Consider the following 24,087-nt stretch of genomic DNA (forward strand, 5'->3'; position numbering starts at 1 on the left):
TCAAAAATCGTCTGGCAGGTCCGGTCGCAACGGAACGCCATGTGTTGGATTCCACCAGTTGCCACCGTGATACTTGAAGAAATGTTCACGGAACGTCAACGGAGTGATGATGTCTGGGTCATCGGCTAATTGGGGATAAAGGGAGACGCTGTAACTATGGTGGCTGAAAATTCCCCGTGGCTGACCGCCAGCCAAAATCGTCTTTCGAGCTAGGTCGTTCCAGTTGCGAGTTCCCGGCAACCCCTGAGAAAGCAGTTCTCGTTCTCGATCCCAAAATGCATCAATTCCCGCTTGTCGTCTGTCAGTCAGTCGCTCGTACCATTGCAATCGCCTCCATTCATCGTTCGTAATGGTACGAGACTCTACCTTGCTAAGTAACTCGTTGTACTTATTACGGCTTAACTGTCGGTAAGGTGTCCCAAAGGGAACGGGAGCATTCTTAACCGCCGCGACCGCTTTTTTATACGCCTCGCTTGACGCTTCGGCAATGTCGTTAATATTACCAAATCCGTTGGCGCTGACCACGACTCCCTTTTGCGACTTGGCCAAGATTCTGTCCAGCTCTGTGACATACGTCTTCGCAAATATTTTTGCTTCCTCGACTGTGTTAGCTGTCCATATCCGAACGGTCTGAGCGCCTGCCTGGAAGTTGTTTAACCTGCTTGCTTTTAACCAGTCGGCCGTAGGTAAATCGGCATAACGGACGCCTGACGTCTTGCCGAGATCGAGTTTTGCGCCAAACAGATGCAGGAGGCCGATGCCGATGTTGGAGCCCGATTCTAGATCGACCCCTTCATTCTGGATCGCCTGCATGATGCCCTTGTAAGTGAAGTACGATCCGGTCGCAAGGTTGATCGTGGCGCCGGTACGATACATTACTACGGCGGCCTTGGTGCCTTGTACTCCGGCGGAGCCAGCCCCTAGAGTTACAATCGTCGCTACGTCGCCAGCGGCGGAAATGAACGCTTCCTCTTTATTTCCGTCGCCGAACTCTAAGAACGTGTTTGCGAACAGTGGAAATGCCCGGTAAGCGGCTACGGCGGCGTATCTGCGATTGATTTTCCCTTGAGAGTCTTCAATGCTTTGATAGGTACTCAGGTTGTGATTTACGGAATCCTGGCTTAGATGAGCTTTCAGTAGCTCGTCAATCGCCAGAGCGCCGCCACCCTGAGCTAGGCTTGTCGTCCATTTTACGACACGGTAGTGCTCTGGAATCGTTCGCACTGCTTTCGGCAAATGCTGACCTGGCTTCCACGGGACGCCATTCGTATGTCCGGTGACTGTGGGTACCCGCTCCAAAATGATTTGGTGAAGCGTTCCGCCTGATACGTCCACAAGATAGATAAAGTCATTACCAACCGAAGGTAAGGTTGCCCGCTTGGCGTATCCATTGGCGAGAAGATCATTCACTCTTGAAGGCAGCAAGTAGTTCGGGTTATACGAAAGCGATACGCCAATTCCATTAACCGAATTTTGGCCTGTGGGCGCCGCCAATACAGGTGCAATTTCAACAGATTCGTCGTTCAGCCCGATCTCCGTCGGCCGCATCAAATTCTCTGGAATCCTGACCGGCAGATTTGCATAGTCGCTTTCAACTTCGCTTGCTTCGGCATTTCCGGCATTGGTAATCGGCGCCAAGTCCGCGTTCACTTCGCGAATCGCCGCTTCCTTCGTGACCCGATCAGCCACAATATCCTTCTCCGTAACCGTCTTGCCGACATCCGCTTGCACCTCTCCAACCGTCCGATCGCGATCGGCCTGAGCGTTTGCAACATCATTGGCTTCGCTGGCGGCGGCTTGGCTGACGTCGTAATCGTGGATTGCGGCGGCGATGTCGGTGGCGGCGTCTTGGACGGCGGCGGCGACTGCCAGGGCTTTGGTGGTCCAGGGATCGGCGGTGTCGTTGTTGGCGGCGGTGAGTGCGGCAAGGGCGTCTACCAGGGAGTCGTAGTCGTTATCGACACCGAACTCGGCGAATTCTTTATCGCGGGCGGCGACTGTTTCTTGCTGGGTGCGGTAGGCGGCGGCTTCGGTGGTGACGTAGTTGACCTGGGCGTCGGCGATTGCCTTGGTTGACTGGGCGCGGGATTGGCCGACGTTGTTTTCGTACTGGGCTTCGGACTTGGCGACGGTGGATTGATGGGCGCCTTGGGCGCCAATGGCCGCTTTGTAGTAAGCTTCGGTAAAGGTTTCGCGGGCAGCGCGGAGCGTTTTGTTGGCGTCTGTGAGGGAGGTGTTGCGGGCGGTCGTATCGCCGTTGTCGGCGAAGCGACGGTCGGCTTGTTCAATAGCGATGCGATGGTCGCGGAGCGCCTGGGCTTCGGCGATTTGGTAGGCGGCGATGGCGTCGGCCAGTTGCGATCCGTTCGACTGGTAGCTGCCGGCGATCTGGTCTTCGGCCTGCTTCAAACTGGAAGCGGCGAGCAGGTTGCGGGCGAAGATCGTCGATTCACGAAGACTGGAATAGGTATTGCTGGCGACGGCGGCGATCGCGACGTAGGCGACGTTGGAGCCGATGTTGTCGAGGAGCCAATCTTCCGTTTCGGTCAGCAGATTGGTCGCGGCCGTTTGATGCCCAGTGAACTGGGCGGTGAGGAACGCGGTGTAGTCATTGTCCAGCAGCGTATCGATGGTGGTGACGCCTGCCTGTTGGGCGGCGGCCTGGTTGGCTTGATGCGTCGCGGTATTGGTCGTCAGGCGGGCGTTGAGTGCATTGGACGCCGCATTGTTTTGGGCGAGGGCCGATTCGTTTGTCGCTTCGAGCCCGAGGTTGAGGGCCTTTTCGCTTTGGGCGGACTTCTGACTGTAGGCGTACTGAGCGCTGTCGATTTTGATCGTGAAACTGTAGTCGGCGTCGATCGCGGCGGCGTTGTACGTTTTCAGGTGGTTGGCGGTATCCTGGGCGTATTGAAAATCGGCCTGGGCGGTTTTCTCGATCTGGGCCAGATCGAGGGCGAGCAAGGTGGCGTCTCGCTTTGCTTCGGCGCCGTCGACGACGTCTTGGTCTTCGTCGTTGAGCTCGATCTGGTAAGTGACCTGAGCGGCGACCGCTTTGGCGTAGTAGTCGACATAGTCGGCGGCGAGTTTTGCGCCATGCTTCGCTTCGGCGACGGCAAGCTGATCGTCAAGCGTTTGTTGTGCCTTGGTCAAGTCGAGCGAATATTTTTGACTGGCGGCGGAGAAGGTGATGTCGAGCGTGTTGCCGTTGCTGCTGAGGTCGCTGTAGTAGTTGTCAAGCTTGGTGCTCGTCGACGAAAGGAGCAAGTTGGTTGTGGCTTGCTGCGCGGTTTGATACTCGATCAGGGAGTTGGTTTGTTCGAGTTGGTTGCGGACCGTTTCGGTCGTGTTGGCGGTAAGGTAGGCCTGTTTGCCTTGGGCCTGGGCGAGCCCAACATCGGCGCGGACGCCGGGCTGGACGGTCGCCAGACTGGACCACGCGGCGGTGTCGCTGGCCGCTTTCCCCAGGTAGTAGGAGTGCAGCAGCGTGGCGCCGGTGGCGGCCGCCGTTTGAATCGCCGGAATCGACGCAGTCCACTGGGCTGTGCCTGCGGCGGAGAGGGCGAAACTGAAGGTGTTGGTGATGGACTGTTGTGTGGAGGCTTGTTGGGTTTCGGCGGCGATGGTCTGCTGCTGGGCGGTCGACTCGACGGTGTTATCCATGCCGACCAGTTTGGTCGCGGCGGCGGAGAGATTGCTGACGAAACTGGTATAGGCTGCGCCGACAGCTGTCGCGTGAGCCAGAACCGCGACGCCGTTGGCGGTGACGTGGGCGTTGACGGCGTCGCCGAGGGCCTGGACCTGGGTTTCCTCGGCGGAGCCGTTGGCGTCAGAGCGTATTTGATTGGCCGCTTCCAGGGCTGCATTGTAAGCGCCTAGCGTTGCGGTCACTTCTGGATGAACGTAGTCGTAATATTCGAACTCGTCCAGCGGGTAATCGTAGGGAATAAGCAGCGCCAGTTCGTAGGCCTGCTTTTTCGGCGCTACGCTGTTTATCCAGTCGTAATCGTTCTGGACGAAGGCGATTTTGGCGGCGGCTTCGGCGGCGGCTTGCTGTTGGAAGTGGGCGACGCCAGCTTTGAGGGTGGCGGCGTCGTAGGCGTTGGCGGCTTTGATTTGCGCCGAGTCGGCGGTGGTGGAAGCTCTGGTCGCCGTGTTGGAGTAGTCCGCGGAATTGCTAGAGTAGGCGTCGAGAGCCGCTTTGGCGGCGTTGGCGGTAGCGGTGACGAACGCGGATGCGACCGGGGCCAAAGCGTTGGTCATCGCGTCAAGGCTGGAAGCGGTCGCGGCGGCGTAGCCGTTTTGTTGGGCGACAGAAGCGGTGACCGAGGCGACGTCGGAATTGGCTTGACCGATCAAAAGGGTCGACAGCGGGCCGCCAAAGTCGGCGGCTTCCAGCGCCGTGTGATGATCGGTTGCAACGCTGGTGACCAGGATTCCGGAGTTGGAGGTGACATTTTGACGATGCGTGTTTTCGAGCGGCGACAGCGACGTATCGAGCGTGTTTTGCGTAGCGGTGAACGATGTGTCGTAGACTTGGTAGGCGGCGGTTTGGGCCTTGGTCGCCGCCGTGTCGCTCTTGGCTAAATCGGCGTTCCATTTGTCGATCGTTTGTTTGTCGGCGTCGGCGAGACGATCGCTGGAATTTTTGATGGCGTCGGCCAGGGTGTTGGCGGCGGTGACATATTTGCCGGCGAAGGCGGTCTTGGCGTTTTCGCTGGCGGTGACGTACTCAACCTCGGCCTGTGCTTTGGCGAGAGCGTATTCGGTTTGGGCGTCGACGTTGTCGCGTCTTCGTTCTAGATCAACTTCGTAGGAGGTTTGTTCAGGTTCCGGCAAAAAGTGATCATAATAAGGGCTGGATCTGTACCAGTAGTGATACCACTCTTCACTGGACGCGGCGGCTTTAGCGTTACCTTCGGCATAGACCGTTTGCAGTTCGAAGTTCGCGGTGACGTCGTCCACCCGTTTGTCGCGTTCCGCCGTGAATTGTGCGATATCGCGATCTCGCTCGGCCTGGAGCATGGCGATTTGGTAGGCGACTTGGGCGGCGAGTAGATCCTGCGTCGCCTGAGCGCCATCAGTGATTGACTTTTTGTCTGCAGCGGCGGACGCGTCGCTGACCGAAATCGCGGCCTCTTCGTTTGCCGCCGCAAGCGCGGCGGTGAGCGTATTGGAGAGCTCGGCCGCCGAGTCGATAAAGCTGTCGAACAAATCGCCGGCCGAAGTGACGATCTGAGAAAAGTAGGAAGTAAAGTCAGCGAGCGCATTGGCTGAATAGGAGTTTCCCTGGGCCGCGTCAAAATCGGCCAGCTTGTCTTGATGTTCCGCCGCGCGATCTAGGTCAAATTGAGACGAGAGGCCTGCGTCGGTGGTTTCGTAAGTCGCCTGTTGGTTTGCAATCTCTTCCTGGAGTTGGCGATTGAGCCCGGCGGCGTTCGCTTCGTACTGACGAATGGTATCGAGATTGGCCTGATCGGCGCTGGCTTGCTGACTGGTCGCGCTCTCCAGATAGCCGCTATCCTGCTGTAGGATTTCAATTTCGTAAGCGGTCCAAATTTGGGCGTCGGTCTTTTGCCACTGGAACTTGGCTTCGGCGATGTCCAAGTCGTATTGGGCGATTGCGGCGACTTTGTCAACGTTTATTTGACCGTCGGCATACGCATTCTGACCGTTGTAATAACCTGAGAAGGTATCCGATTTGATGCGATTCAGGTCGCCGGTCAAACTGCTAGGGCGTCCTGGACTCGATTCGTGCGGGAATAGATCATCGAAGTATTGCGGATAGTAGTCACGACTATAGGGATATTCCCACTCCGCAACAGCGTCCCGCATATCTTTGGCCAGTTGCTTATTGCCGTCGTGCCAGACTTTGACTCGATCGATCAGTGCGTCATAGACGGCGTCTGTGAACGCTTCTTGCGATGTGTAATAAGCTTCGTTCTCGGCGAGTCGGTATTCGAGTTCGTTGTCTAGTGAAGCCTGATTGGCCTGGATCCAGGCATCCGAATCACTGATGCGGATGGCTGCTTGCATCGCGGCGAGTTGACTGGCAACCTGGGACTGCTGCGATACGGCGCTGGCCTGAGCGCTCGCCAAGTCGTCGGCGATGGCGTTAAAGACTTCCAACTGCTTGGTAAGAATCGCCTCGGAGACGGCTTGGGAGTTATTTTGTTGATCCAATTGAAGTGTAGCGGCTTGCGAGGAATCGGCCTGAGCGTAGGCGGATACAGCGCCGGTCCCTTCGGTAAGCAACGAGGTTTGGGCGACGACGTCGGCATTGAATAGATCTTTGTCACGGGTCGCCGCTGCGCTGGTGGCAGCGTCGTATTTTGTCTTTTGTATCTGCAGTACGGCGGCTTCCGCGGTAGACAAAGCCGTCGACATCGTCGTAAGATACTCGTGCTCGACCTGCGCTTTATATTTCTGCTCGATGATTGCGTACTTGCTCAGTACGTCGGCTCGTTTCTGGTCGAGACTGGTTTTCTTCAGTTCATACGACCGCTTCTTTTCAATCATCGTCCGATTAAAGTCGGCCATGGTATCCAAGGCCTCAATGCTGATTTGGTACTCAGTCGGGGCCAGCGTCTTATAGTACGCCTCGGCGGCGTCGGCCATCTGCTCGTAATAGTACTCGGTCTGGCTTTCGTACCATTCGTCCCATTCTTCATAAGGGGCGTCGGGACCTGGCTCGCCCGGCCAGTTCTCCAACGCCTGTTGAACGTCGAGGGTTCTTTGGTAAAAGGTGTTGTAGGCGGACGTATGGGCCGCCATGTACTGAGAGGATACGCTGTACTGACCGGACCAGAACGAGGCGGCTTCGTTGAGTTCGTCGTAAACTTCTTGTCCAATGACATCCACGACGTGCTCATACCCCAGCGGTAAACTTTGGGCGAGAGACGAGTAGTTGAACGAGAGTATCCAATTCGTCATCGCGAGGAATGGTTCATACCCCTCCATGAGCTCTTCGCGATCTTGATTGACGCGATCCAGTTCGGCCTTCAGGTCAAAAGCGCTAACGCCGGACGGCAGTCCTTCGGCACGGCCGGCCAGAATTTCTTCGGCGTCAGCCAGTTTTTGATCGCGCAGCCGCTCGGCTGCGTTTATCTCCTTTTCCAGATCGCTTAGAATCGTCGCGATCTCGCCGTTGGCCGCCTCGGCTAGGTCGTGTACCGTCTGCTTATAGTTCGCAACAGCGGTCCTTTTTGATTGCATTTGGACCTGGTAGGCCGCACGCTTCGACGCCTGGTAAACGGGGTCTTTTTCGATGTCGAAGCGGAAGTAGTTTGGCTCGGCGTCGTATTGCGGCGCGGTGACCAGATCATCGCCGCTGGCAAGTTTGTAGGCGATGGATTGCGGCGCGTCATCTAGTTCAAATCCGTCGAACTGGAAGCTGGTTTTGTCGCCGCTGAAGAGCCCCAGATCGGTCAGGTAGTTTGCGTTCGCCAGTGAAGTGGCGGCGTTCACATCTAATAGTGACTGCTTGACGATGCCTTCCAAAGTGGTCCGTGCGTCCGCCATGGTCGATTGGAAGGTCGCGGTGGCCGTTGCGATCGCCGAGTCGAACTGATTGATGACACTGGTAATGGAGGTATTGAATTGGAAATTGGAACCGTCAATTGAGAGCTGGTAGTCGGTGTTGATATTTCCCAGCGCGTTGCCCAAATTTGCTTGCGACGTGAGGAGATCTTGCGTCGCTTCCGAATCAGGATTAGTGCTGGAGATGAAGCTGATACTGCGCCAGTCGCTGGTTCCGGCGACTCGGGCGCTGATATTGTGGTACCCTTCCTCCAATCCGGCGGGCAGGTAGTTAAACGATTGGCCAGCAACTCCGGTGGCGGTTCCATCGATAACGCCGTCGCCGTCATGATCGAATTCGATCGTTATATTACCCGAGCCGAGGGAAGCGGAAAGCACTCCGGATAAGGTGGAGTTGGCCGTAGCGCCGTCCGAATTGCTATTGCCGGTGTCATACAACAACTTCAATTGAGAAATGCTGCCGGCCGTTGTCACTTGGGGCGTTTCTAATTCGAACGTTACCGTCGATAGGTCGCTGTAAATGGCGACGTTATGCTCGTCGTACTCCTTCACCCGGATCGATAGAGTATGTTCCCCGGCTGCCAGGCCAGTCGGCTTGAATTCGAATTCGCCGCTGCTGTTGGTTGTGGTCGTCTGGTCAAAGAGGCCGTCGCCATTGGTGTCGATTTGAACTTCGACGCCTGAGAGGGATTGATCGTTGGCGATAACGCCGTGGATCGTCGGATCGGTGGTAACTCCGTCGGCGGCGGTTCCTGTATCGTTAACGAGCTCAACGCTCGTGATTGAGACTGGCGTGTTGACTCGCTGCGCGTAGGAGAAGGCGATCGGAGTCCAGTCGCCAATCAATTCAGCGCCGGTGGCGAAGTCGAATTCGCGAGTCCGAATCTTCAGCGAGATTTCGCCATCGGCTGGGTTGTCGACCGTGTAGTTGAAATGACCCCGTTGATCGGTCACGGTGATTGCGTCGGCAATTCCATCTTCATCAAAATCGATATCGATTGTAACGCCAGCAAGCGTAGTTTCGTTTCGAATGACGCCTGAAATGGTTGGATCGTACGTGGCTCCGTTGACGATTGCAGCTCCATCCGCCAACCCAACGCTGACGATTTCTGCAGCGACATTCGCTTGCTCTTCGAACGTAAACGTGAGCGGTTCCCACGCACCTAGCTTGTACGTTGACGAAATGTAGTCCCATTCGCGGACACGCGCCGCGATCGTATGGGTTCCGTAGGGTAATGCAACTGGTTCGTAGTCAAATTCACCACTGGCGTCGGTGAATGAATATCCATCGACGGTTCCATCGCCATTGTGATCAAACTCGACGATCAATCCATCGAGAGATTCTGCGTTTGTCACCACGCCGCCGAGCAGCGGGTTTCCGGTGACTCCGTCGTTGGGGGAAGCGCCTGTATCGCTGAGCAGATAGAACTGCGTGACCTCAGCGGCTTCGTTGACCGGTTGAGCGACGGTAAAGGTATATTCGCTCCAGTCGCCGGTGATGATCTGTCGCGACGCATAGTCCCATTCGCGGACGCGCGCCTTGACGGTGTGTTCGCCTAAACTAAGACCGATCGGCACATAGAGAAATCTTCCACTAGCGTCCGCATTGACGCGACCATCAGAGACGCCATCTCCGTTCTGATCAAATTCGACCGTCCAATAGGCGACATCGCCATCGTTGGCGATCTGGCCTGAAATTGCGGCATCGGTGGAGATGCCGTCGTGCTTGTCGACGCCGTTGTCATTGAACAACTCCATATTCACAACGGTAGCCGGCGTGTTCGTGGAGTTTTCGATCGTGAAGGCAAGCGATGTCCAGGCCCCGGAGGCAAAATCGAAGAGCGTATCGTTCCAGACGGCGACTCTCGCACGTAAGTTGTAATCGCCAGCGGATAGCCACGGCGATTCGTAGAGAAAACTTCCATCTCCTTGGACCGTCGCCAAACCATCGATGACGTTGTCACCGTCGTGATCGATCTCAACGAACAACTCGTCAAGATTGAGGCCATCGGTAAAAGTGACAAGGCCGATCAGCGATCCGTCAGTGGTGATCTTGTCAGCGGGGTCGATTCCGGTGTCATTGGCGAGATGGAGCTGCGTTACTTCGGGCAGTTCCGGCGCTTCTAGCTTGAAAGATGCGTACGTCCAGTCGCCGTATACCTCGGTGTCGGTGCGATAGTCGAGACGCACGCTACGAGCGCGAATCGTCACCTGGCCGGGACTCATTCCGGTCGGCGAATACTGAAAACTGCCTTCTGTACCGGTATAGACAAATCCATCGTATTGGTCGTCGCCGTCATGATCGAATTCGATGCGAACGTTCGATAATGTCTCTGCGTCGGGATCAAGTTGCCCCACGAGTTGTGGATCCTGCGTGGATCCCCCGTACGAATAGAATTCGTCGTATTCACTCGCTTCCTGACTCGCCAGGTGGAATTGCGTGATTCTCGTCCCTGTTTCGGGGATCAGCTCGTATGTAAAGTCGATCCATGGGCCCGTTAGATATGCCCCAGCGTTACTCGACCATTGAAGGACGCGATGGGAAATTGTGATCGGGCCATATTCCGTCAGCAGCGGTGTAAACAGGAACTTTCCGTCCAGGTCGGCGAACGCCTGGCCATCGGCTTGCTGGTCATCATCGAGATCAAACTGGATAACGGCGCCGGCGTTGTCGGCGCCAACGCTGCCTTGCAGGGTTGGATTGGACGTTTTCTTGTCGCCAACACCATTCGTATCCTCCAACAGCGAGACTTGGGCGATTAGACCAGTTGGCAGCGTTTCCAAACTAAATTGGAATTCGGCCCAGTCGCGATACGTCTTCACCGCACCGCTTTCATCTACCTCAGCGGACCGATATCCAAGCGTGAAATCTCCCTCAAATAGGTAAAGCGATTCGTCAATCGCTCGAGGATTGTAGTAGAAGGTATCATAGGTAAACAGCTCAGGGGATTCGACGACTTTGACGCCATCGACGATCCCATCGCCGTCGTGATCGAACTCAATTTCAACGTGTCCGGAAGGGAGTTTGGCCAGGATGCGTCCAGTTACGCCTGCGTTGTAAGTGGAGCTCTCAAACTCGTATCCCCAATCATCTGCAAGTTGTACATTGTCAATTCTGCCGTGATAATCGGCGACCGTATCGCTAATCGAAACAGTGATTATGCTCTCTATCCATTCTCCAGAGGAGTCAGTGGCTCGGATGACAACCTCTGATTCGCCGATCTCTGCGGGATCGTAGTTCAACGTCAGCGAGCCATTCTGTAAATCGGCGCTGGCCAGCATCGTGTTGGATTCCGAGATTAGCTGATAGGTCAGCGTGTCCGTTCCTTGCGACACGTCAGCGTCGGAGAAGATTGCCGATAGATCAATCACAGACTGGGAGACGCCGCCGGTATAACTAAGATCCAGCGGGTTCGTTACCGTCGGGGCATCATTGACTGGAGAAACAGTCATCAAGAATTCGTCTGTTCCCGTTAGCCCCGATTGATCGGTCGCCGTGATGGTGACTGTCGCGCTCCCCGAAGCGTCAGGCAGAAAGACCAAAACCAGATTGGTTCCGTCAATTTCGGCGGAAAGCACATCATTCGAATCAACGGAAACCGAATAGCTAAGACTATCTCCCTGCAGTGCGATGTCAGCATCAGCAAAGATGGTCGAAATATCGATGACGAGATCCTCCGAATCCTCGTCGACCAATTGATCGGCTATGCCTGCAGAAACGATGGGGGCCTGACCCGTATAGATCACTTTGACTGGCAACTCGTATTCGACAAAATCCCCCGCCAGATCCGTCGCGCGAATGGTGACGATCGCTTCGCCGGTTTGGTCGGTTAACGGGGTGATTGTCAGTTGATTGCCGACGATATCCGCGCTGAGCAGCGACACAGCGGAAATCGACGTGACGCTGAACGCCAACTCATCGGACGCGGTTTCGACATCGACATCCGCGAAGAGTCCGGCCAAGTCAACGATCGTCGCTGCGGAATTGATGGTTGTCGAAACATCGCCCAATTCGCCAATCACAACCGGTGCGTCGTTGACCGAATTGATCGTGAACGTAAACGTCTCGTCGACAAATTCTCCCATCGAATCGATCGCCCGAATGGTAATCGTGGATGTGCCGCTACTATTTTCGGGCGCCGAAATGTGCAAGTTTCCGTCGAAAATGTAGGTGGAGGTCACAGGCACGCTAGACTCAATAGCGTTGGCATGCTCCAGCAAAACGTAAAGTAGCGTGTCATCTGAATCGACAAGTTCGCTGTCCGTGAACGCGGTCGCTAAATCCAGCGTCCACTCGCCAAAATCTTCATCAACATGAATGTCGCCCAGCGGCGTGATCACCGTGGGAGCCGAATTCACCGCTTCGACGATGACCAGAAAAGTGTCGCTTACTTGTACGCCATCCAGATCCGTTGCTATGACCGTAATCTCGGACTGTCCGATTTCGCCCGGCGCCAGGGTTAACGTTAGCACTCCATCTATTTCATTCGTTGCAAGCAGTGCGGAGTTAGAGTTTGATAGGGTAAAAGTCAAGTTGCTGGACGACGAAATATAGTTTGCAAGCTCGATCGTTACTGGAGAATCGTTGACGGAGAGGAATTGATCAGAAATCCGAGTCTGCAATTGCGTTGCGGCTTCGGCAGGGGGATCATCGCTCTTGATTTCACCACTCGCCTCAGGCGTTGCGATCGACGCGCCGACTGCATTCGTCAGCGTCAGCTGAAACAATTCCGGCGATTCGTAAATCTCGTCGTTGAGAATCGAAACGACGATGTTTCGCTTAGAAACGCCTGGCGCAAAAGTCAGCGTTCCTGACGTGGCCGTATAGTCGAGACCCGCCAGGGCGGTACCATCCACCGTCGCGAAGTTGACCGTCACCGTTTCGTCGGTGGTTGGACTCAACGTCACGGTGAAAGTCGCCGTCCCTGCAATTTCATCTACAGAAACGTTACTGACGCTTAGGGCGGGTCCGCTCTCGAAGACCTGTATCGTGTAGGCGCCCAACGCTGAGCTTTCCGCACTAAACGATCCGAATCCTCCCACTTCAGGGTCAAAGTTCTGGTTATGCGTCGACGAGACGGCGATATAATACGTACCTGTTGTGGAGGGAGCAAAGGTCACACGACTATCGCGATATGCGTACTTTACATAGTCATTGGCCGAATAGCCCTCGTCATTCGACCTCAGCGGATTTCCGGAAGCGTCGAATATCTGTACGAAACTGTCGAGAGCGGAGTCGGACGCCCCGGTCTGATCGTTGTAGTACGCGTCGATGTCGACTGTGATCGTTTGACCCGAAATCAGTTGGATGGCGTAGAAGTCAACATCCGCCGAATTGTAGGATCCGTCCCCAATCGTCGCAGAAATTTCGGTGACTCCATTCGCGGTCAGTTCAATGAATTGAGCGGACGAGAGTTGATCTGCCGCCAGATCAGAAGGAGGCAATTCGACTTCAATGCTCACGATCTCCGTCGTTGTCGTGACCTGGTCCGTGACCTGCAGCGTGAAGTAAAAGGTCCCCCAGAAATCGAGATCTCCGATAAACTCGAACGCGCCGGTTTCGTCGATCGTGATGACGCCGCCCTCCTCGAATGAGGCGAGGCTATAGATTAAGTTGTCGGCATCCGCGTCGATCGCCGAAAACTCGCCAGTCAGCAACTCTCCATGAACCACGCTGAGCGGCTCCGGCGTCGTGATGACGGGATCGTTGTTGGTCACCGCGATCGTAACAATCCCTTGCGTTTCGAAGTCATCGTCCGCTACCGAAAATGTAAACTCATCACCGCCGATATAACCTTTGTTAGGCGTGTAAATAAAGCTTCCGTTTTCTTCGATGACAACCGATCCATGCAAGGCCTGGACTGCGCGACTGTATCTCAACGTGTCGCCGTTGACATCCGTAGCGAATAGGTCGCCGCTGAGCGACGTGTCATGTACAACCGTTACTGTCGCGCCACTAGCTACCGGTGCAATAGGCGTATCCAAAACATGAATGGTCACCGTCGCCGTATTTCCCTGCGACGGGTCAGTGTTGATTTCGTAGGTGAAACTATCGACGCCGGCGAAGCCAGGCGTCGGCGTATATTCGAAAGAGCCGTCCGCATGGAAGAAAAGCTGGCCATGCTGCACATCCGCGAGCAGTGTCGGCGTAACCGCACCATTATCGAAGTCGTTTTGTAACACGCCTGTCGTATCGTCCACGATGAGTTCACCGTAGTGGGGGACGAAGTAGGCATCGTCGGCGGCGGCCCAAGCGACGGACACCGGCGTTTCACCTGTCCATTGATAGGCAAAATCATGTTGTCCCATGAGGATGTTCGTCGGCCCCGAAAGTGAGATCTCAACTTGCGACTGAAGAGCGGTCGTATATTCGTGCTCGCCGACGATCCGGAACTGATTGGTTTCGCCGATTACATAGCTGCCAAGCGGCTCAAGCGTCGCGGCAGACTCCGTTCCGTCTCCCCAGTTTATGGTGGCGGTGAAATTATCGACATGGACCGCATCATCGATCGTAAGGACGTCGAGCCGAAGTGCGTACTGTTGCGGCGTGTGACGGATACGCACTAGACCATCCGACGACGTGAAGTACTCTCCGTCTTCGGTCAAATACAAATCACCTGTCTCGCCCCATCCGGGAATCGTCCCAGAAATCGAATCGAAGTTCGTGATGATTCCGTATTCGAAAGTGTTTCCCCAAACTCTGGCAAGCCGGCCTCCGTCTGCCGATTCGTAGACATCGGTATGTTGGGTCAGCGAGCTGTCTTCATAAGTGTCGGATGAAATCTTCGTATAGGTCGACGCTTGATTCCAGCCCCACACGGCGACGTAATTAATCGTACCGAAATCTATGAGTCCGGTGGGCTCGCCTACGGTTTCTGTAAGCGGCGACGAATTCCAGACGATTCCACTTCCAACTGCGTCAACGGTAGCGGCGCCTTGTTTGACAATTCTTACGGTCGTGGCGAATTGGCCGTTGTACGGATAAGTGTGGCTTGCCGTTACATGAAATTGCCCCTCTTCATCGGCCACGACGACGCCGACAGCAGTGGTGCCGTCGCCCCACTGAATTGTTGCGGAATATTGCGACACGTCTGACGGATCGGCATCCGTGAATGTCGCTACGGTCCCAGAAAAGTACTGATCGCGGACGGTCTCAAATACGGCGCCGACGGCGGAGAGCGTTTGGACCACGACAGCAACTGGCAATTCACCGGACCACGATTCTCCGACAAAGTACTCTCCCACAGAGAGATACGCAGGGCCCGTTACTGTAACGATCGTGTCGTATTCGCCCAGCAACGCGTAGGTATGGTCACCCAAGATGCGGAATTCATTTTGACCATTGACTTGATAGTCTCCGATGGCCTCTAACTGTGCGACGCTTTGCGTGCCGTCGCCCCAGTCAACGATGGCGGAATAGTCGTCCAACGTGATAGCGTCCGACTGCATAACGACTTCGATATTCCCATAGTCATTAAATCGAGCCTTTGATTTCCCATCACTGCTGATCCAATAGTTTCCTTGCACTGTGGTTGCATGATAGAGCGTAAACTCAACTGAACCAGACAGAGTTAGATAGGATTGCGAGCCGTTCAGTGCTGTGGCGTAGACAATCGTTCGGCCATCGGGCGCTTGATAGGTCTCGGAATGATAGTTTTCGTCGACGTATCCTTCGACATAGGAAAACTCCGTACTTCGATCAAATCCCCATGTCGCCTCGTAAGCGATCGTCCCCAAGTCTGTGACGCCCAGCGAGACTTCTTCCGTTGCGACTAGTGGAGCAACCATGCGGACAATACTCGTTGCTGCAGCATCGACGGTCGCGGCGTTGAGTTTGACAATCCGAATATCGATAGCGAATTGGCCGTTGTATTCGTAGGCGTGCTTGCCGGTGACATGGAAATTTCCGGCGCCATCCGATATCACCTTGCCGAGACTGCTGGATCCATCTCCCCATTGGATGGTTGCGAAATAGGCCCATTGCGTTGTGGGCTCTGTGTCGGTAAAAGTTGCGACTGTGTCGTCGAATTCATTGCCAAATTCAACCAAAAACGGCGTGCCTGCAGCGGTGAGAGTTTGAGGAACGATCGTGATTGGCATCTGACCATTCCACTCCTCTCCGAAGCTTTGGCCGCCGACAATCAGGTCTGAGGGCCCCGTGACAGTGATATTCACCATTGCGTCGCCAGTCACTTCGTAGGTGTGATCGCTGACTACGCGAAACCAATTTGTTCCCCCCGGAACAAATTGGTCAAAAGGCTCTAGTACGCCTTCGCTCTGAGTTCCGTCTCCCCAGTCGATTACCGCTAGATAGTCATCGACGGAAATGGCGTCCAGGGCTGAAATCACGTCGATACCTTCCCCCCAGTTGCGCACTCGAACAGTTCCTTGGGAATTGGTGTAGTACTCCTCATGCGTGATGGGATCAAACGACAAAGAGAGTATATCTTCCCCATATTCGATTTCGCCGAAATCGCCGCCTCGAAGCGCCATTTGCGCATAGTTTTGGCCGCTGTTGTAAACGATCGTCATTTCGCCGTTAGAGTAAGTAATCTGAGTTCCGGTTTCATCCCAGTACGATTCAGTAATTGGCAAGTGCGTACCCATATCCCATGTCCAGTCGGCGGCGAATGCAAGTGAGGCCAATACCGTTTCGCCCAAATGCACGTCTGGAGTCGCGATCATTGGCTCCGCACTCCAAACGGTAGTGTTCAATTCGGCGTCGATCATCGCGGCATTTTGCTTAGCGATACGAACGCTTCCTTCGAACGCGCCGTTGTATGAATAGGTATGGCTGCCGGTTACCTGATACTGGCCATTTCCGTCGGCAATGATGCTGCCATTGCTACTAGTGCCGTCGCCCCATTGAATTTTCGCCGAGTATTGCGAAGAAGTGGAGGGTTCGCTGTCGAAGAACGTCACAAGCGTACCGCTAAAGTTCTTGGCGACAACCGGCTCGAACGAGATCCCCTCCGCCGCAAGCGTCTGCACAACTACTACGACAGGGGCTTGTCCAGACCACTGCTGCCCAAAACTATGACCTCCTTCGACAAGATCGGTGGCGGCGGTGATTGAAATCTGAATCTGCGCGGTGGTCGTCGTCGCATAGATGTGTTGACCCAAGACGCGTAACTGGTTTTCTTGGCCCGGTTGAAATACTCCGACATTCTCGAGCGTTGCGGCGCTTTGCGTTCCGTCTCCCCAATCGATCACGGCCGTGAAGTCATCAGGTGACAACGCGTCATCCGGCGTCAGCACCTGGACCGCCGACGACTGGACGCGTGCACGGAAACCGCCGTCGTAACTCTCGAAGATTCCGTCGTAGTTGTCGTCGAAAAGCAAGACTTCTGGCTTGTCGGTAGGACGCAGTCGTGCTCTGGATTCGTAGCTGTTGAAGTAGAAAGCAATTTCGCTCCCGTCCGGAAGCGTGTAGGTTGAATCGTAATTGGGATTCCCAGCTTCATAGGTGGTGGAAGCCAAGTCGTATTGCTGCGAACGATCCCAGTCCCATTCGGCTAGATACGTCAGCTTCGCAAATTCGGTATCGTCGGTCACGACGTTTTCTGTTGCGATCAGCCCTGGTATGCTCCAGACGGAGATATCCGCTGCGACATCAATCGTGGCTGATTCATGCTTGACAATTCTGACGCTGGGCGCGAACTGGCCGGTGTATTGATAGCGATGGCTTCCATTGACATGAAAGAGGTCGTTCCCTTGCGATGCGATGGAGCCCGACTCAATCGTTCCGTCGCCCCAATCAATCGTGGCTGAATACTCCGCAACTTCTGCGGGGTCGATATCGGTAAATGTCGCGATGGTCGTACTTAAATAGTCGCCGCGAACCGTATCCAACAACGCGCCGCTGGCGGTTAGCGTCTGCTCTACGATCGTAACGGAACGGTTTGCGGTCCAGGTATCGGCGGAACTCTGCCCCTCGACGACAATTCCATCGGGGCCAGTAACGGTAACCGTGATGTCGGTGACGCCGTCCGTTGAATAGAGATGATCTCCGATCACGCGAAATTGATTTTGGCCGCCGACTTGGTAGGTTCCGATTTCTTCGAGGGTTCCTTCGCTTTGGACGCCGTCTCCCCAATCGATCACGGCCGTGTAATCTTCGGTCGCAATAACGTCTTGGATCGTCACGACGTCAATTGAATCGATCAAATAGCGAACTCGCACCGTCCCTTCTTGGTTGGTGAAATACGCCTCACTTGTAGCCGAGTCATAATGGTAGTGCAGCACGTTGTCCCAGCCGGCGGCGCCCCAATCATCAGCAGAGAGCGTCATTTGCACGTAGCCGTAGCCATCCTGATATTCGATTTGGCGACCATCCAGGGAGTAGGTCGCTTGCAAAACGCCCTCGTACATGCTTGACTCTTCCAAGGGGAGGCTGGTTCCGCGATCCCAGTCCCAGTCCGCCGCATAGGTGATCGTTCCTAAATCAAATGCTCCGGTCGGAACATCCACCGTCGCGTAGAATTCCGTTGGCGGAACTTTCGCCAACAATTGCAATTTGTACTGCCCCTGAACTTCGTCGTAGTTCGGCGCCCCATAGCCGCTATTCGCCGTGTTCGGACTATAGTTGGTGCGGTAGGCGGAACTGATGCCGATGTAGTAGGTTCCGGCTGCTGGAGCAACGAACAGCAGATAGGAATCGGACGTGCCGTAATAGGGAGACTCTTCGTCGTTCGCGCTGGTTCCGCTGCTGTTCGACGCCAGTTGTGTTCCCGCCGTATTGAAGATTCGCAGATAGCTGTTCAGCGAACTGAGCTGGGCGCCATCGTCTAGGCGAGTCGCGTCGATGTCAACGTGCAGTTTCTGACCGATCGCCAACTCTACCGCGTAGAAATCGGTATCGTTGTTCCCGTAAGTTCCATCGCCGATCGCGCCCGACAACTCGGTTTGCACATCCACCGTCAGCTCAACTTCGAGCGTTCGCGAGAGCACGTCTCCCGCCGCGTCGGCGATGGTCGCCGTCGCTTCGTCGTCCAGCAAAATCGCTCCCGCCACGTTGGACAACTGCAGCGTAAAGGACTCGGCATCCTCCACAACGCCATCATCGGCGATCATCACTGTGACCGTTTGCGTCGCAATGCCTGGGGAGAAGGTGAGCGTGCCGCTGGCAGCTGTGTAATCGGCGCCGGCAGTCGCCGTGCCATCGACGGTCGTATAGTCGACTGTCACCGTCTCGTCGCTCAGCGGCGAAAGTGTCACGATGAACGTCGCCGTCCCATCTTCTCCGATTTTTACGTCACCGACCGTCAGTGCTGGCGCATCGGCCCACAGATTGAGCTGGTAGGCGCCCACAGCCGAGCTGGAGGAACTAGCGTTTCCGGTACCGGCAGTGGTCGGATTGTAGTTGGCGTTGTAGTCGGAACTGATCCCGATGTAATACGTCCCGGCCGCCGAAGCGGTGAACGAGATATACGGATCCCAGTAGTTGCCGCTGTCGTCGTCGCTGCTGCGGGCGCTGCTGTTCGTCAGCAGTTGCGATCCAGCCGCATTGTACAGCCGCATGGAGGAGTTGAGTTGGCTCAACTGGCCGCCGTCGTCCAGCCGGTATGCGTCGAGGTCGATCCGAACCGTCTGGCCGGCAAACAGTTCTATGGCGTAGAAATCGACATCGGCCGATTTGTAGGCCCCATCGCCAATTTCGGCGTCGATCTGCTGCGGTACGAATGGCGTCAGCGTTATCGGCTGGGCAGTGTCCAGCGTTTCTCCCGCCGTATCGGGCACAGGCGGTTCCTCCGTCAGCAGTTGGAGCTTGTACTCTCCGATTGCTTCGACGTAGTTGGGCGCTCCATAGCCGCTGTTCGGCGTGTTCGGATTGTAGTTAGTGCGATAGGTTGAAGTGACCCCGATGTAGTAGGTTCCCGCCGCCGGAGCGACGAACGCCAGATAGGGGTCGGAAGGATAATAGGAAGTATCGTCATTGGGGCTCGCCGAACTGTTGCCCGACGCCAACTGCGTTCCTGCTCCATTGAATATCCGTAGGTAGCTGTAAAGCGTACTGAGCGGGCTACCGTCATCCAACCGAATCGCGTCGACGTCAACGTGCAGTACCTGGCCCGCCGCTAATTCCACCGCGTAAAAGTCGGTATCGTTGATCCCATAGGAGCCGTCACCAATCTGCGCTTCGATCTCGATCGTCACATTCGCGGTCAGGCTTACATTCTGCGACTGAGCGATGGTGTCGCCCGGTCCATCGGCAGGTGGAGTATCATCATCGTTGATCGTCCCGATCGCCGTCGGGTTGGCGATACCGGCGCCGACCGCGTTGGTAAGCTGAATGGTGAACGACTTCGTATCTTCAAACTGGCTGTCATCGAGGATCGACACCGTGATCGTCTGCGTTGTGGTTCCCGACGAGAATGTCAGCGTACCGCTGGTCGCTATGTAATCGCTACCAGCAACCGCAGTTCCATCGACCGTCGCGTAGTCGACGGTCACCGTTTCATCGGTAGACGGTTCTAATGTGACAGTGAAGGTCGCCGTTGCGGCGTTTTCATCGATCGTCACGTCCGCGATCGTCAGGGCCGGTCCATTCGTTAACAATTGCAGTCTATAGGCGCCGCGACTGTTCCCGCTGGATGAACTACTTCCGGTTCCAGCGATCGCTGGATTATAGCTGGTGTTGTATGACGAGGAGACGCCGATATAGTAGGCGCCGGAGGAAGGCGCAGTAAAGGAAACGTACGCGTCTCGATACGAGTAGTTCCAGTAATCGTTGTCGGCATGCCCGTCGTTATTGTACGCGAGTTGCGTTCCCGACGCGTCAAAGACCCGCAGGTAACTGTTCAAATCACTCAGCTGGTCCATGGATCCGTAAGTGTCATCGTAGTAGGCGTCGATATCGATCGAGATCGATTGACCGGCGATGAGCGTGACGGCGTAAAAGTCGACATCCTTGTTTTCGTAACTGCCGTCACCGACGACCTGTTCAATTTCGGTCATCACATTGGGTGACAAGCTTACGCTTTGCGCGGTCCCGATACTGTCGCCGGGCGCATCGCTGGGCGGTAAATCTTCGCTGTTGATCGTACCGATCGCGGTCGCATCGCTGATACCGGCTCCGACCGCGTTGGAGAGCTGAATCGTGAACGATTCCGGATTCTCAAATAAGCTGTCGTCGAGAATTATTACGGAGATGGTTTGCGTTGACGCGGCAGCCGAGAAGGTGAGCGTGCCGCTCGTCGCCGTATAGTCGCTACCGGCCGTCGCCGTACCGTTCGCCGTCGTATAGTCGACCGTTACGGCCTCGTCCGATACCGGCGTCAAGGTGACGGTAAAGGTCGCGACTTCGGCGATTTCGTCGACCGACACGTCTCCAATCGTCAGTTCGGGGCCGCTCGCCAGCAAATGGAGCTTGTATTCCCCTTCAGCTTCGCCGTACGCGGGAGGCGTCTCACCGCTCCCGGCCTCGCCGGGGTCATAGTTAGTACGATACGCGGAGCTTAGCCCGATGTAGTAGACGCCGGCCGAAGCGGCGACGAACGAAAGATAAGAGTCGGAGGAATCGTAAGATGGATCGTCGTCCTCGCTGAGATCGCTGTCATTGAAAGCTAACTGCGTTCCTGCCGCGTTAAAAATACGCAGGTAGCTGTTGAGCGAACCGAGCTGCTCACCATCGTCCAATCGATATGCGTCGACGTCAATCTTTAAACTTTGACCTGCCGCTAGTTCAACCGCGTAGAGGTCTACATCCTTATTTCCAAACGCGCCGTCGCCGATTTCTGCGGAGATTTCTTGCCAAGCGAATGGAGTCAATGTCACCAATTCAGCGGTCGCGATTGAATCACCTGCAGCGTCGGGAATCGGCGCTTCATCCATCCATAGCTGTAACTGATATGCTCCCACCGCCGCCGTCGACGTCGTAGTCGAGCCAGTTCCAGAGCTGGTGGGGGCGTAGCTAGTGTTGTAATCCGAGCTAACCCCAATGTAATAGGACCCGGCTGCCGTCGCCGTAAACGTCAGGTAGGGATCGCGATAGTTATAGCCGGCGTCGTCGCCGCTAACGCTGGAACTATTCGTAGCCAACTGCGTACCCGATGCATTGAATAGCCGGAGATATGCATCCAATTGACTCAATTGACTTCCATCGTCGAGTTGATAGGCGTCGATATCGATATTCAGCGTTTGTCCGGCTGACAGTTCAACTATGTAAAAATCGACATCCGCTGAAGAATAGACGCCGTCCCCTATGTCGGCGCTAATCTGCTGCGAGACCAATGGCGTCAACGTAACAACTTCGGCCGTCGAGAGTTCTTCCCCCGCCGAATCGGGAGTCGGAGGAGTCTCGGCTAAAAGCTGCAGCTTATAATCGCCGATCGCCGCCGCGTTGGTCGAGGTCTGCCCGCTGCCTGCCGTGGTCGGATCGTAGTTGCGGTCGTAGTACGAGGAGACCCCGATGTAATAGGTTCCTCCATTGAACGCCGTGAACTCGAGATAGCTATCAGCCGACGAGCTGTAGTCATTCGGACTCGTGCCGTTGTTGTTGGAACTCAACTGGAGCCCGGCGGCGTCGAACATCCGCACATAACTGTTGAGCGAACTGAGGCTAGAGCCGTCCCCATCCAGCTTCACTGCGTCGATGTCGATCCGAATCGTCTGTCCCGCCGCCAGCGTTACTGCGTACAGGTCGACATCCGCGCTGCCGTATGTCCCGTCCCCGATCGAGCCATTCAACTCCACGGCGACTTCCGGCGTGAGACTGACGTCCAAGGCTCGGGTCAGTTCATCTCCAGCCGCATCGGCGATCGTCGCCGTCGCTTCACTATCGAGCAGCGTGGCGTTGGAAGAGATATTCGAGAGCTGCAGCGTGAACGATTCCGGATCTTCCAGCACGCCATCGTCTAGAATCGTCACCGTGACGGTCTGCGTCGCCGTTCCCGGTGCGAAGGTCAGCGTCCCGCTCGTCGCCGTGTAGTCGCTCTCCGCCAACGCCGTGCCGTCGGCGGTCGCGTAGTCGATGGTGACCGTCTCGTCGCTCAACGGGTTCAGCCGAACGGTAAACGTGACCGTGCTTGAATCTTCTCCGACCGAGACGTCATCCACCGTGATCGCCGGACCGTCCGCCAGCACCTGCAGCTTGTAGGCGCCAGACGCTTGCGTGTAGCTCGAGGCCTGACCCGTTCCGGTCGTTTCTGGATCGTAGTTGGTGTTGTAGTCCGAAGAGACCCCCAGGTAATACGTTCCGGCGGTGGTCGCCGTGAACGTCAGGAAGCTGTCCTGGTAGTTGAAGTAGTGGTAGCCCCAGTAATATTCGCTATGGTCGTTGTCGCTGTGGCTCGACGAGTTGGATTGCAGCTGGTTGCCCGCCGAATCGAACAGCCGCAGGTAGCCGTTCAGCGAACTGATTGTATTGCCTTCATCGTCCCAGTAAGCGTCGACGTCAAACGTCACCGTCTGCCCTTCAAACAGCGTCACCGCGTAGAAGTCGACGTCCGAGGTGAAGTAGGCCCCGTCGCCGATCGTCGCGTCGATCTCCACCGCGACGAACGGATCGAGCGTGAGAACTTCGGCGGTCGAGAGTTCTTCTCCCGCCGAGTCGGGCGTCGGCGGCGTTTCGGCCAACAGTTGCAGCTTATAGTCGCCGATCGCCGCCGCATTGGTCGAGGTCTGCCCGCTGCCCGCGACCGTCGGATCGTAGTTGCGGTTGTAGTACGAGGAGACCCCGATGTAGTAGGTTCCGCCGCTGAACGCCGTGAACGAGAGATAACTGTCGGCGGACGAGCCGTAGTCATTCGGACTCGTGCCGTTATTGTTGTACTGAAGCTGATTCCCGGCGGCGTCGAACATCCGCACATAGCTATTGAGCGAACTGAGCGCCGTCCCGTCACTATCCAGCTTCACCGCGTCGACGTCGATCCGAATCGTTTGACCGGCCGACAAGGTCACCGCGTACAGGTCGACGTCCTCGCTCCCGTACGTCCCATCCCCGATCGAACCTTCCAACTCGACCTGAACCTCCGGCGTGAGGCTGACGTCCAAGGCTCGGCTCAGTTCATCTCCTGCCGCATCGGCGATCGTCGCGGTCGCTTCGCTATCCAGCAGCGTGGCGTTCGAGGAGATGTTTGACAGCTGCAGCGTGAACGATTCCGGAGCTTCCAAGATCCCATCATCGGCGATCGCTACCGTGACGGTCTGCGTCGCCGTTCCCGGAGCGAAGGTCAACGTGCCTGAAGTCGCCGTGTAGTCGCTTCCCGCCAACGCCGTGCCATCGGCGGTCGCGTAGTCTACCGTCACCGTCTCGTCGCTCAACGGATTCAGCCGAACGGTAAACGTGACCGTGCTCGAATCTTCGCCTACGAAGACGTCTTCCACCGTGATCGCCGGACCGTCCGCCAACACTTGCAGCTTGTAAGCCCCCGAAGCTTGCGTGTAGCTCGAGGCCTGACCCGTTCCGGTCGTTTCCGGATCGTAGTTAGTGTTGTAGTCCGAAGAGACCCCCAGGTAATACGTCCCGGCGGTGGTCGCCGTAAACGTCAGGAAGCTGTCCTGGTAGTTGAAGTAGTGGTAGCCCCAGTAATATTCGCTATGGTCGTTGTC

The 24,087-nt window shown here is 55.9% G+C and carries 1 protein-coding gene (running past one end of the window); it reads right to left on the minus strand.

Annotation, left to right across the window (positions count from 1 at the left end):
- A protein-coding gene (locus DSM3645_RS16610) for a Calx-beta domain-containing protein (RefSeq protein ID WP_002653408.1) crosses the window boundary here: on the minus strand, positions 1-24,087 show its 3' portion. 3,231 nt of this gene lie beyond the right edge of the window; only the last 24,087 of its 27,318 coding nucleotides appear in the window; the start codon falls outside the window, past its right edge; the stop codon is at positions 1-3.

The sequence above is a fragment of the Blastopirellula marina DSM 3645 genome, assembly GCF_000153105.1.
In the GTDB taxonomy this organism is placed as follows: Bacteria; Planctomycetota; Planctomycetia; order Pirellulales; family Pirellulaceae; genus Blastopirellula; species Blastopirellula marina.